We start from the raw sequence: 12,456 nt of genomic DNA on the forward strand, positions 1-12,456 counted from the left end.
TGTTACTGCTCGCCAGCCTTATCCAAACGTATTTAGCTTGTAACCCCTAAATCAAGTACCTACTGGTGAACGCTTACGATTTGATTGTTCCGACAGAAGCGCTTCCAGAGAGCATGAAGAAAGGCATGGGAGAGAAGCAGAGAATGGTGGATGAGATGCGTGAAGCACATGGCCTTGAGCCTCGCTCTGTGCACCAAAAGGCTTCAGCAGACCCGTATCGAGATACCCGTGAGGGTGAAACGACACAATAACCGCTGAATATTGGGCACTCAGTGAGTGCCCTCACCAAATTTAATTGAAAGGTAGGAGTATTAAGATGAAAAACGCATTATTAATCCTGTTGGCGGCTGTGGCCTCATTTAGTTCTGCGACTATTCACGCCGCTCAGCATGACCATGATACCTTGTTTAGCCGTGATAACGCGGTAATGGCCGCTGCGGCAGTCGAGACGGTGAATAAATATTGTGTGGATCTTGGCACTATGCCCACTGAATATCTCCAGAAAACGTCACTGGTGATGAGAGAGACGATAGAAGGGCTCTCGGTCGAGATACTGGGTGAGGAATTTAGCTTTAGCGAAGACAGTGAGATGTATTTGGAAGGCATGTCTATGGGGGAGCAATTAATCAAAGATGCTGAACACAAAGGCCATGTTGAACAAATGTGTACGTTACCGCAGCAGGAGAAATCAATATGAAAAAGTGTATCGTAGTTTTATCAATGTTGTTTTCTGGTTTGGCACTGGCCTGCGGAGCGCATGTCCATAATACGCTTCCACATTACAGTGATTATGATGAGTCATTAATAGCGATGTCAGTGTGTAAGGTCAATGATCATATCAGCGAAGAGCAATCTGCAATGTGGTTTAAAAAACTGTCTTGGGTTGCTAACGGTACCGATGAAGAGCTGTTTGAACATTACGCCCACTTTGCTGCAGAGCACGTAAACAAAATTGCAGTCGATAATGAGATAAGACAAGGCTGGACTGAAGATTATTGTAAAGAGCAGCTGTTTGATGTGATGGCAATGGATCAGGTGGTGCTAGAAGACTTATATGATGAACAGGAATTAGCAGACCGTGAATTTAACCGACAAATAAAGCAATCGGGAAATGAAGATTCAACATCTTAACAAGGTGGGGGTGAGGTCGAGCCTTCATATATTTCCGCTGTATTCTGCTTGTTATCCTAACTGTCGTTACAACGAAATAAAGCTGGCTTATTATGTCAGCTTTATTACAGTATTTAGCAACTCATTAGAGAGTCAAGTAAGGCTTCTTTAGAATTGAACCAAAAAACACGCTGACCTTTATCTGCAATTATTTCTAGCTTTGCACTAATTACCTCTTGTTTTTCTAGACGCAGATCTAGAAATTCAAGTGTTTCTTCAACATCACTAAAAGTAAAAAAACGATCACCATCAATTAATATATTACAATTTAAAAGCTTCATGCACATTCCTTTGCTTTTACCGATAATAATCCGTGCTAAATCATTTTGATAGTGCCAAACACCTCACATAAAAGCAATACCTTATCAACCTGTTTTGGGTCGATATTGACCTTTGATGTTGCGAGGGAGTGATGGCTAGTTTTATCGGCTAGCATTTTTTGTCTCTTCGGCTCATCATGAAGGGAACAACCCTTTAAATTATTAATAGGCATTCTTCATTGCAAAACTCGTCATTGAACAGTGGTTCACAGTCAAGCTCACCAGTAATAAATACGTTCTTCGTGATAAGCGCTATGCTGGCATTTGCCGGTAATTCGATATTATGCCGATTGGCGTTGGCTGAAGGTTCGATTGATGCCGGGGGATTCACCCTGGTCCGGTTAGTGTCTGGCGCGTTTACGCTGGCGGTTTTAACTTTAGCTATGCACTCAAGGGCGTCCTATTCTCCAACTAACTGGAAGAAATCAGACATTGTCGGTGCGGTGATGCTGTTTGGCTATGCGGCGGCATTTTCATTTTCTTACGTAAAGATTGCAACCGGAACCGGAGCCTTGATCCTCTTTGCTTCAGTTCAATTTAGCATGATTGGCTTTCATATTTTCAGTGGCAATAAAATGCACCTTATGGAGTGGAGTGGGTTAGGTGTTTCTCTGATTGGGTTTGGCTATTTACTGATCCCTAATGCGACTAGGCCTGATTTATTCGCTGCAGCACTGATGGCGATAGCGGGTATAAGTTGGGCTGCTTTTACCATTTTAGGTAAACGCTCAAGTGAACGCCCGGCCATTCTCACCATGTCTATCAGCTTCTTGTTAGCATCAATGCTGGCAGTGCTAATGGGGGGGATTTTCTCAATCTCAATGGAAATAGAAAGCATGACCGCGCGTGGTATTTTGCTGGCTGTACTTTCCGGATCGGTCGCTTCTGGGATAGGTTATGCAATCTGGTATGCGGTGTTACCCAAGTTGTCTATATTGAGGGCGTCCGTCGTTCAGCTTTCGGTACCGGCCCTGGCAAGCCTTGGAGGGTGGTTAGTGTTGAGTGAAGCGATCACGGTATCAACCGGGATCTCTACACTGCTCATTTTGGGAGGCATTGCACTGGTGTTTACGGCAAGAAAGTAGCCTTGCTCTATTTTACACGCAGTAAGCGATATCTGATTCCTTCAAGATTAAATACCAGTACTTGTGATACTTTCATTTTCTCGACGTGACTTAGCATGCCATCATCGAACTGCTTGCTTTTCATCCATTGTAACGGCTGCTTGAAGTTGTCTTCACTGACCACGAAAGACTCGTCTTGCAACGTACTACTACGGATATTGACAACCCACACGCGGGATTTGAAATCGAGCACATCAATGGCCGCGGATTTAAAGCGTTGCCAAAGGGAAGTGGGTTTGTTCATGATTGAATCTGTTATTGCGCTGAGATGTGCGCCTAGTGTAGCGTGCATACAAGGGTGAGGCTAGAGGCTTGAAATAGCCTCTAGTGACTTTAAATCATACGTTGGCGCAGTTGATAAAAGATATCGTCAATATTCGCAGTACCAGATTGTTCTATTCTTGCTAATTCTCTTTGTACCGTATCAAAGTAAAGCTGGTTGTTTATATCATCCAGTCGACTGTAATAGTTAACTCTGCGGCCGAGAATGAAATTTTGCTGTTGCTCTGGTTCGAATGCCAAAAAGCGATCGATTGTCGAAAGAAACTGAGGCTTATCTTCAGGCAAGCGACCATTTAGCTCCATAAGCAAGTTGATCGAGTGGTAGTTGCCATAATTACCATGAACGTTTTCCAAAAGGCTGATTAGCTTCTTTTGCTCCATAACCATTTCAATTTCGGTCAGGGGAGTGAAACTACCGTTTTTTACCATTGCATCGAGCTCTGTACCGGGCTTGACTGCCAGCGAAAGAATGCGGATTTCCTCGGGATCAATTTGGTTGAGCAAAGTCGCCGTTTCATTCACATGTTGGTCAGAAAACTCTTTGCCACCAAGGCCAAGGATGATGAATGTCATCATCTTCATACCCGCTTGTTTGGCATACTCCGCTGATTTCAAGATAGACTTAGGTGTGATGCCTTTCTTCATTTTCTTCAACACCTCTATCGACCCTGATTCCATTCCGCAATAGAGCATATTAAGCCCAGCGTCACAGATGGCTTTCATTTCTGCAGGGGACTTCTTAGTCATGGTTTGGGCGCGGCCATAGGAGCTGACCTGCTTTAACCCAGGAAAAGCTTGTTTCAACGTTTGTAATACATCAAGCAGATCCTTGGTATCCATTGCGAACGAGTCACCATCTTGGAGAAAACAGCTTTCAAATTGACGCCCTTTGTAAAAGGCTTTGGCAGCCCAAATATCGCGTTTGATATCTTCAACGGGGCGAATAGAAAATGCCATGCCTTCAAATAATGTGCAAAAGTGGCACTTATTCCAAGGGCACCCTTGAGTGGTTCTGATCAGCAGGCTATCGGCTTCTGATGGTGGGCGGATTGGCCCTTGTTGGAACTGGATCTGTTGCATCGTTATCATCCGGGAGGTCATGAATATTCTTATTGGTGGATCATAAACCTTGTTACCCTAGTTAAAAACGCTATCATAATTGATAATTTATCAAATATTATTTGAATATAAGGCTGGCAACAATGCTCATTCAAGATCTCGAGGTGGTGTTAAAAGTTGCGGAGTTTCGCAGTATTACCGCAGCAGCAACTAGCTTGGATATGCGTGTGGCAACGGCAAGCGCAGCAGTCAAGCGGGTAGAGGCTTCCCTTGGTGTGGAGTTGTTTGTGCGTACAACGAGGCAGCTTAGGGTGTCACCTGCCGGTGAGCGCTATTTGCCCCAATGTGAACAAGCATTGCAGATGTTAGATAGCGCAAAGCAAAACGTGCGTGATGACCTTGATGTGATCGATGGTGAGATAAGGATTGCGTTATCGTCCGATTTGGGAAGAAATGTTGTTACGCCTTGGTTAGATGAGTTTCTTGCTAATTATCCTAATGTTGCTCTGCGAAGCAATATTAGTGACAGTAATATCGACTTTTACCGAGATTCTGTCGACATGGCACTTCGTTATGGCTCACCGACCGATGCCAGTATGTATGGCTTCAAAATTTGTAATATACCGCGCTTGATGTGCGCTTCAACCATTTACTTGGAAGCACACGGTGCGCCTAACACGCTGGATGAGCTTAAAACACATAATGGGCTTTTCTATCAACTACGGGACATTGTGCAAGATGAGTGGCGTTTTAATCATGGCGATGAAATTCATAAGTTAAGGCTTAAAGGTAATCGTTCATCTAATGATGGCGATTTAGTTAGGCGTTGGTGTGTGTCAGGGAAGGGAATCGCCATTAAATCATGCCTGGATATGGCAGATGATTTGCTTAATGGGCGAGTGGTCAATGTGATGCCAGAGTATAGACCGACCCCAACCGAGCTGTGGTTGGTATGTCCGAGTCGCCAATCTATCACTCCTACAGTAAGATTATTACGTGATTTCCTCAGAGAGCAAACACATAATGTACTGTCACAGTTGGTCGATACTAAGGTTTTAGACAAGAGCGTATTCAAGTAATTCGCGGTACAGCCTGCTTGTATTGAGCAAGGCGGGCATATTTCTTCGATACCGTTATGGAGTTGGTATCCGGCATTACTTAAAAAAAGTGGATGGCTAATGCCGTCCACTTTTTGTTTATGATTACTCAGTGAGTAAAATTAGTTCGCGCGGTTAAGCGTTACAACGTTGTAGTCTAGCGGCTTAAGCGTCGGCATGTTCTCTGCGATGTAATCGATCACCGCTTGTGCATCGGTGTTACAACGGAAGTTATCAGCCTTACAGTTAGGGGCTTCGCCTTCGTAGTTGACCTTGAAACGGCCTTCAGATTCTACGATGTTCTTCACTTTAAAGCCTGTTAGTTTGCCATCGACATATGCGAGGTCAACACGGTCTGAAGACTTCTGCTGAGCTGTAAATAACGGTGTCCAGCCATCGTTACCGGTTGCGTTATAGTTGTTAACGGCAACATTGTAAGTCTTGTTATCTTCGATTGGTGTCCATGTTGGTGCATCGGCAGTGCCAGTCATTACTTCAACGTAGTCCAGCTTACCGTTTTGGTAAGGCGTGGTTTCAGTGTATTGGTAACGGATGTGACCACCGTATGGGAATTTACCTGCGTGAGAGCCTTCTGGTAGGGTGGCAGAAACAGTGCTGTCAATCAGTTCTTTTATGTACTTACCTTGTACAGGTACAACAGACATGAAATTAGAGAACGGTAATAGCTCTAGTGAAATGTTACCTTCACGATACTCACCCGCTTCAATGTTGGTACGAATACCGCCAGCACCGATCAATGAGAAGTCGACTTTCATGCCGGTTACGGCAACGACTTCTGGAGAGTTAGCCCAGTAGTACTGGCCAGCAGCCAGAATAGGAGCAACGTCAGAGCCGTGAACATCGGTACCACCGTCACCAGGGCGACGCTCGTGGTTGATTTCTGCAGGTACCTGGGCAATCACTTTACCGTAGGCTTCATCAACAGCCGGCTTGTACTTGGTGTCGATGATCTGGCGCATTACTGCTTCTTCTTCAGTAATGGTGATGTTGTTTTCACCTTCAATGAAGTTAACCACAGAGGCCGTTTCGTCAGCATTGAATTCGCTGCCTGCTTCACGCAGTGGCGAGTGGAAGTATTCTTCGTTAGTTAGCAATACGTTTAAGCCAGCACAGTTGCTTACTTGGCCGTTGGCATCAAAAGTAACGTCTAGCTGGCCGATAGCTTGTGAGTATTCACCTGCTTGGACAACACAGGTTTGGCCTTGACCATTCGGATTCTGAACCATTTGGGCGTATTCGCCGCCGTTATCGTGCCCAAGGTTGGTGAAATCACCCAAAAGGGTGTGCGAGTGACCACCAACGATCAGGTCGATACCGTTAACTTTAGAAGCAACTTCTACATCAACCGCATTACCGATGTGGGTTAGAGCGATAATGTTGTTGATGCCTTTGGCTTGGAACATATCAACGGTGGCTTGAGAAGACGCCACCATGTCGTGGAAAATTACATCACCAGTATTAGGCGCGATGTTTGGCATGTCGTCTAGCGCGATACCGAATACAGCAACGATATCTTTGCCTTCAGGAAGGTTGTCTAGGTCAGTGATTTCTGTTTTTTGGTTGCCGTCGAAAGCGTAAACAACATAAGGTTTGAGGTTGGTTTGGCCTTTCAGGTCTGCATCTTGGCTGGTGTCGATGTTCGCGGCAAGAACAGGGAAGTTGATGTCACCGATGAACTGGTTAAGTTTTGCGTTATTAAGGTCAAACTCGTGGTTACCCAGAGCCATGGCATCAATGCCCAAGCGGCTAAGTAGTTCCGCATTCATTGCGCCTTCATTCAGTTTGAAGTAAGCGCTGCCTTGCCATGCGTCACCACCGTGAAGAAAAAGGAAGCTTTGGTTATTGTCTTCAGCTGCTTTTTTGTATTCGTCTGCCATGGTTTGCAAACGAGGGAAACCACCAAACTCGTTATAAACCAGCTTGTTTCTTGCCCAGAAGCTGGACTTAACAGGATCGAAGTTGGAATGCGTGTCGTTGATGTGCGCGACGGTCAGGGTAAAAGAGTCGTTATTCTCTAAAGTGGGCTGAGCACAACCAGCCAGCGCTGCTGTGACAGAAAGCGCAATGAGAGGCTTAGTAAACTTCATTTGATAACCTATTTATAGATAGTGAAAAGCCTTATTTAATCAAGGCTTGCGCACTATATACGAGATGAATTGGAGGGGCAATTACAAAATAGTGACATAAAACTTCAAGCTGTAAATATAAAGCAAACGATTGTGTTGATCGTTTGCTTTGATGGCTCATGTATCCCAAATTAGCTGGCAAAGTGAGGCTGATTTTGACGTAAGCCAGTATTTTTATATTGTCCACATAAAAGAAAAGAGCCAGCGTATTGAAACGCTGGCTCTTAGTTTGTCATCTTAAAAAGATTACTTGCTGGTAGCGGCTACTGGCTCAGTACCTTCTGGGTGCCATGCACCGTCTAGGTCGTCTAGTTCTGGGAACTTAGAACGGTCGAACTCAGGTGTTTTACCGGCTTTAAGCTGTGTCTCGTAGTCTTTGATAACCTTGATAGCCAGCTTAGATAGCATTACTAGAGCAATAATGTTGATTAGCGCCATCATACCCATAGATGCATCAGCTAGGTTCCAAACAACTGGAAGTGATGCTACAGAGCCAAACATTACCATCACAAGTACACATAGACGGAAGGCAAATAGGCCTTTCTTAGTGTTACCGTTCAGGAACATTACGTTGGTTTCAGCGTAGCTGTAGTTCGCAATGATAGACGAGAAACAGAACAGTAGAATCGCTGCAGCCATGAAGTATGTTGTCCAGCCACCTAGTTCGCTTGTTAGCGCTTGCTGAAGTAGGCTGATACCTGTTGCTGCGTTTGGCTGATCCATCACGCCACTTAGCATGATCATAGCGGCAGACGCTGAACAGATAACGATAGTATCAACAAATACACCTAGCATCTGAACAAAACCCTGTGATGCAGGGTGGTTCGGGTTAGGCGTTGCACTTGCTGCAACGTTAGCTGCAGAACCCATACCCGCTTCGTTAGAGAAGAGACCACGTGCGATACCACTTTGCATTGCTTGAGCAATCGTATAAGCAACACCACCTGCTGCTGCTTCCTGCCAACCAAATGCACTCTTAACAATAAGCGCAAGCACTGCAGGCAGCTCTGTGATGTTCATGATTACGATGACCATTGCGATAGCAAGGTAGCCGATTGCCATGACTGGAACAATCTTCGCAGACGCTACTGCAATCTTACGAAGGCCGCCCATGATGAAGAACGCAGAGCACGCAACAATCACAACACCCATAATGGTTTCGTCAAAGCCAAAAGAGTGGCTTAGTGCGTCTGTAATTGTGTTTGCCTGTACAGCGTTGAACACTAGGCCAAATGCAATGATTAGGAACACAGAGAATAGTGAACCCATCCAACGCATGCCTAGGCCTTTTTCCATGTAGTAGGCTGGACCACCACGGTATTGACCATCAACATCTTTGGTTTTGTAGATCTGCGCCAGTGTTGATTCGATAAAAGCAGTAGACATACCGAATAGTGCAATCACCCACATCCAAAAGATAGCACCAGGGCCACCAACAGTCAGTGCAACTGCAACACCTGCCATGTTACCTGTACCTACACGGGCTGCCATTGATGTACAGAACACCTGGTAAGAGCTGATACCGTTATCAACATCTTTACCGCTTTTTAGGACATCAATAGAATGGCGGAATTGGCGAATTTGGATAAAGCCGAGGCGTAAAGTGAAGTAAATACCGACTGCTACCAGTAGGTAAACAAGAAGTTGGCCCCAAAGTACACCGTTAATTGCGCCAATGACAGTTTCCAAACCATCGTTCAGCGAAGTCAACCAAGTTTCGTTTGTAACACTCATACTAATTTCCTGTATATGACACTCAACCAATTAGTAATTGGTTGAGCAAATTGAAACGTCCATTTACATGACAATTCATGAATATGATTCTGAATTTATATTTGTTATTTGCTGGTCGAACCCAGCTATGTGTAACTTGTTGAAGTTACAATTGTGAAACATAGAATCAGGTGTTTCATCTTTAGACGGGGCCGTAAGTTAGCACGAAATTCGCCTAAATCAGTGTGATCAATATCACACATTTAGAATGGAAAGTATGCAAAACATATTTGCAGTGTTTTATGCTGTAAAATATATTATTTATTATCAATTACTTATGTTGCTGCGCCTGGCTTTCTTACTGATGCTTAATGGACGGTGTATAATTGATGGAATTTTTACTTTTTACTCTGCATTAACCATTTTAAACAGAATATTTAACCATGAAGTGTTGAGTGGATTTCAATTATTATTAACATTTGAGAATGACTGTAAAGGGTATTGAATGGAGTGATGAATATTTTTTCATTATTTAGTTAATTAAAAACCGCTTATTAGAAGCGGTTTTAACCTGTCAAACCATCTAGAGCGGGATGGCTTAATGAAGCGGTTTGTTGAGAGAGTCTTGCTGATGTGATTCATGATAAGCCGCATGGCGAGCTTTTCGGTAGGTAGAGCACTTGATTTTATCGTTATGACTATCGAGTGTTATCAACTCGAATCGGTGACCACAAATACATATATAAGCCCCAGTTTCAGAAACCAGAAATTCTTCATCTTGGCCACATTGAGAGCAAATCGGCAGATTCTGCATACTGTTTCCAATACCTCATTTAAGAATACAGATAGCGACTGGGTAATAGCCAAGTCACCTGAATATAGTAAGTGCACTCTTATATATTGAGTACCAACTTGATGAGTTTTTTAGAGGAAACACTAAATTTGAAAATATTGCTGGAAGGTAAGTTTGCAAATTCTCGAAAGATTGTACACGGAAGCACGAGAGTTTAACTGAAACCATGGCCAGCCTTGAAAGGAAGACCCGCCAAGTGGCGGGTCTTCTTATTTAGTACGTTACATATGAGCCGGTATATTAGAAAGAAGTACGCTTGTAACGACGGTATTCTGATTCCCAGAAGTTATCGTTGATCTTTTCTTTAATACGCTCATCAGTATTCTTCGGTGCTTTACGCTGCTCTACCGCTTTTTTGGCGACAGCAAAAGCAATGTAACGGGAAACATCTTGGATATCTTCTAGCGGAGGAAGCAGTGCGCCTTCACCTTTGATGCCAAGTGGAGAGCATTCAGCCAATGCGCGGCTGCTTTCCATTAGCATTTCATCTGTTACACGACGTGCGCCAACAGCCAAAACACCTAAGCCAATACCAGGGAAGATATAGCTGTTATTACACTGAGCAATTGGGTATATCTTGCCGTTGTGAACAACAGGTTCGAACGGAGAGCCGGTTGCAACCAGTGCTTTACCGTCTGTCCAGCGGATGATATCAGCTGGTGTTGCTTCCACACGGCTGGTTGGATTAGACAGTGGGAAGATGATCGGGCGCTCGCAGTGTGCGTGCATTTCACGGATTACTTCTTCACTGAATAGGCCCGGTACGCCAGATACACCGATCAAAATTGTTGGTTTGGCATTGCGCATGACATCAAGAAGGGAGATATTGTTATCTTCTGTATCCCATTCGTTGATAGACTTGCGTGACTGAACCAGTTTCTGTTGGAAGTTAATCAGGTTTGGCATGTCATCAACAAGCAGACCCCAACGGTCAACCATGAATACTTGGCTGCGTGCCTGTTGATCAGAAATACCCTCTGACACCATCTGGGCAATAATTGCTTCAGCGATACCACAACCTGCAGAGCCAGCACCTAGGAAAGTGATACGTTGCTCAGACAGTTTGCTGCCTGCAGCTTTACACGCTGCTAATAGTGAACCCACGGTGACTGCCGCGGTACCTTGAATATCATCGTTGAAACAGCACACTTTATCTTTATAGCGCTCAAGAAGAGGCATTGCGTTTTTCTGTGCGAAATCTTCGAACTGAATTAGAGCATCAGGCCAACGTTGTTTAACCGCTTGGATGAATTCATCAACAAAGTTGTCGTATTCCTGACCAGAGATACGTGGATGACGCCACCCCATGTACATAGGATCAGACAGACGCTGAGGGTTGTTCGTACCAACATCAAGAACAACAGGTAAGGTATATGCCGGGCTGATACCGCCACATGCGGTGTACAGCGACAATTTACCGATTGGAATACCCATACCACCGATACCTTGGTCGCCCAAACCAAGAATACGTTCACCGTCAGTTACAACAATAACTTTTACGTTGTGACGTGATGCATTGTTTAGCATGTCTTCAATGCGGTCACGGTTAGGGTAAGAGATGAAAAGACCACGGCCACGACGGTAGATATTTGAGAAATCTTCACACGCCGCCCCCACAGTAGGGGTATAGATGATAGGCATCATCTCGGTAATGTGGTTTTCAACCAAACGATAGAATAGGGTTTCGTTAGTATCTTGGATGTTGCGCAAGTAGATGTGCTTATCCATGTCGTTTTCGAATTTCAAAAACTGCTGATAAGCACGCTCAGTTTGTTCTTCAATGGTCTCGATAGCTTCTGGAAGCAAACCTTCCAGGTTGAAGAACATGCGCTCTTCGACAGAGAATGCACTACCTTTGTTTAGCAGAGGAGTTTCAAGTAACGCAGGGCCTGCGTAAGGGATATAGAGAGGGCGTTTATCGTTATTCATGCAATAGACTCTGTTTCGTTGGTAGTTAAAAAATGGGCTATCGTGTGATTTTCCATTTAGGCGCTAATCGTAGATCTACCTTGCTGATTATTCAAAGGGAAAGCGAAGAAATTTCGAGGTCTAGATCAAGTTTTGGCGGGGTTTTTAACGGTCATTAACACGGAAAATGAATTTGTTTGACTCATGGTTAAATTTATTATGGTTTTAGGTGTTTTGTGTGAGTAGTTTGTTTTGTAGTGTTGTGTCTGCGTGTCAAAAAGACGGGGAAATTCCCCGGGAGCGATGCCGTTGATAAATATAGCAAGTGCGGTTATTGCTGTGTTTGTTTTGTTATTCTTTGTGCTGTCCTGTGTTTTGTGGGTGTTGGTTTTATGTGTTATTGGTGTGTTAAGTGTCATCGAGTAATGGGTTGAAAGGAACACGTAGAACATTTAAGGCGTCGGAGTCTCTATATTTGAGGCGATCAATCCTTTCTAGCACAAAATTCAGAAATTCATTGCCTGTGGTAGATAAGTACTGCCGGGGAGGATGTACAATCCATGAAAGGTTCAACTTTGGCGCGTATGTATGCAGAACATGTTTAAGTAGCTTCTTTTGTACAAACAAGTTTCCTATACGTTGCGATATAAAGATGAACCCATGATGTTGAATACATGCCTCTACTATCAAACTTACACTATTGGAGACTAAATAGCTGATCCTAATAGTGCTACATTTTGATAACTCCATGACCGCCTCCTGGAAATGGTGATACGTTGTCCA

Annotated in this window: 11 protein-coding genes; 5 read left to right on the forward strand and 6 right to left on the reverse strand. The window is 44.1% G+C overall.

What is annotated here, in order from left to right:
• The first annotated feature begins 65 nt into the window (after positions 1–65).
• From NHN17_RS24115 to NHN17_RS24125, 3 genes are all read left to right on the forward strand, one after another.
• Entirely contained in the window at positions 66–251 is a 186-nt protein-coding gene (locus NHN17_RS24115; RefSeq protein ID WP_255045210.1) for a hypothetical protein, read from the forward strand.
• A gap of 65 nt (positions 252–316) precedes the next feature.
• Complete coding sequence (locus tag NHN17_RS24120) at positions 317–697, forward strand: hypothetical protein (protein ID WP_255045212.1); 381 nt, start codon at positions 317–319, stop codon at positions 695–697.
• Entirely contained in the window at positions 694–1,131 is a 438-nt protein-coding gene (locus NHN17_RS24125; protein ID WP_255045213.1) for a hypothetical protein, read from the forward strand. Before NHN17_RS24120 ends, NHN17_RS24125 begins: the two co-directional genes overlap by 4 nt.
• Positions 1,132–1,244: 113 nt before the next feature.
• On the opposite strand, the gene NHN17_RS24130 is transcribed toward NHN17_RS24125, so the two are convergent.
• Positions 1,245–1,451 (reverse strand): hypothetical protein, encoded by a 207-nt coding sequence (locus tag NHN17_RS24130; protein WP_255045214.1) that lies wholly within the window; start codon positions 1,449–1,451, stop codon positions 1,245–1,247.
• A gap of 293 nt (positions 1,452–1,744) precedes the next feature.
• On the opposite strand from NHN17_RS24130, the gene NHN17_RS24135 reads away from it, so the two are divergent.
• Entirely contained in the window at positions 1,745–2,575 is an 831-nt protein-coding gene (locus tag NHN17_RS24135) for a DMT family transporter (protein ID WP_255045215.1), read from the forward strand.
• Between the two features lie 7 nt (positions 2,576–2,582).
• Here NHN17_RS24135 and NHN17_RS24140 read toward each other — a convergent pair whose 3' ends face one another.
• Together NHN17_RS24140 and NHN17_RS24145 are read right to left on the reverse strand one after the other, a co-directional pair.
• On the reverse strand, positions 2,583–2,858 hold the full coding sequence (locus NHN17_RS24140) for a hypothetical protein (RefSeq protein ID WP_255045216.1): 276 nt from the start codon (positions 2,856–2,858) through the stop codon (positions 2,583–2,585).
• A gap of 89 nt (positions 2,859–2,947) precedes the next feature.
• Positions 2,948–3,976: a radical SAM protein gene (locus NHN17_RS24145; protein ID WP_255045217.1), complete on the reverse strand. Its 1,029-nt coding sequence runs from the start codon at positions 3,974–3,976 to the stop codon at positions 2,948–2,950.
• A 122-nt stretch (positions 3,977–4,098) separates the two neighbouring features.
• Between NHN17_RS24145 and NHN17_RS24150 the strand changes: the two genes are divergently transcribed.
• Positions 4,099–5,034: a LysR family transcriptional regulator gene (locus tag NHN17_RS24150; RefSeq protein ID WP_255045218.1), complete on the forward strand. Its 936-nt coding sequence runs from the start codon at positions 4,099–4,101 to the stop codon at positions 5,032–5,034.
• Between the two features lie 140 nt (positions 5,035–5,174).
• Here NHN17_RS24150 and NHN17_RS24155 read toward each other — a convergent pair whose 3' ends face one another.
• From NHN17_RS24155 to NHN17_RS24165, 3 genes are all read right to left on the reverse strand, one after another.
• Entirely contained in the window at positions 5,175–7,160 is a 1,986-nt protein-coding gene (locus tag NHN17_RS24155) for a bifunctional metallophosphatase/5'-nucleotidase (RefSeq protein WP_255045219.1), read from the reverse strand.
• A gap of 285 nt (positions 7,161–7,445) precedes the next feature.
• A complete protein-coding gene (locus NHN17_RS24160; RefSeq protein ID WP_255045220.1) occupies positions 7,446–8,933 on the reverse strand; it encodes an alanine/glycine:cation symporter family protein in 1,488 nt (495 codons plus the stop codon).
• Positions 8,934–10,005: 1,072 nt separating this feature from the next.
• A complete protein-coding gene (locus NHN17_RS24165; protein ID WP_255045221.1) occupies positions 10,006–11,694 on the reverse strand; it encodes an NAD-dependent malic enzyme in 1,689 nt (562 codons plus the stop codon).
• Positions 11,695–12,456: the final 762 nt, after the last annotated feature.

The sequence above is a fragment of the Photobacterium pectinilyticum genome, assembly GCF_024357955.1.
Classification (GTDB): Bacteria; Pseudomonadota; Gammaproteobacteria; order Enterobacterales; family Vibrionaceae; genus Photobacterium; species Photobacterium pectinilyticum.

Excerpts from the sequence above, each read along its gene's own strand:
- NHN17_RS24160 (WP_255045220.1), bottom strand. The coding sequence starts at position 8,933 with ATGAGTGTTACAAACGAAACTTGGTTGACTTCGCTGAACGATGGTTTG.
- NHN17_RS24120 (WP_255045212.1), top strand. The coding sequence starts at position 317 with ATGAAAAACGCATTATTAATCCTGTTGGCGGCTGTGGCCTCATTTAGT.
- NHN17_RS24135 (WP_255045215.1), top strand. The coding sequence starts at position 1,745 with ATGCTGGCATTTGCCGGTAATTCGATATTATGCCGATTGGCGTTGGCT.
- NHN17_RS24145 (WP_255045217.1), bottom strand. The coding sequence starts at position 3,976 with ATGCAACAGATCCAGTTCCAACAAGGGCCAATCCGCCCACCATCAGAA.
- NHN17_RS24155 (WP_255045219.1), bottom strand. The coding sequence starts at position 7,160 with ATGAAGTTTACTAAGCCTCTCATTGCGCTTTCTGTCACAGCAGCGCTG.
- NHN17_RS24150 (WP_255045218.1), top strand. The coding sequence starts at position 4,099 with ATGCTCATTCAAGATCTCGAGGTGGTGTTAAAAGTTGCGGAGTTTCGC.
- NHN17_RS24165 (WP_255045221.1), bottom strand. The coding sequence starts at position 11,694 with ATGAATAACGATAAACGCCCTCTCTATATCCCTTACGCAGGCCCTGCG.
- NHN17_RS24140 (WP_255045216.1), bottom strand. The coding sequence starts at position 2,858 with ATGAACAAACCCACTTCCCTTTGGCAACGCTTTAAATCCGCGGCCATT.
- NHN17_RS24130 (WP_255045214.1), bottom strand. The coding sequence starts at position 1,451 with ATGAAGCTTTTAAATTGTAATATATTAATTGATGGTGATCGTTTTTTT.
- NHN17_RS24125 (WP_255045213.1), top strand. The coding sequence starts at position 694 with ATGAAAAAGTGTATCGTAGTTTTATCAATGTTGTTTTCTGGTTTGGCA.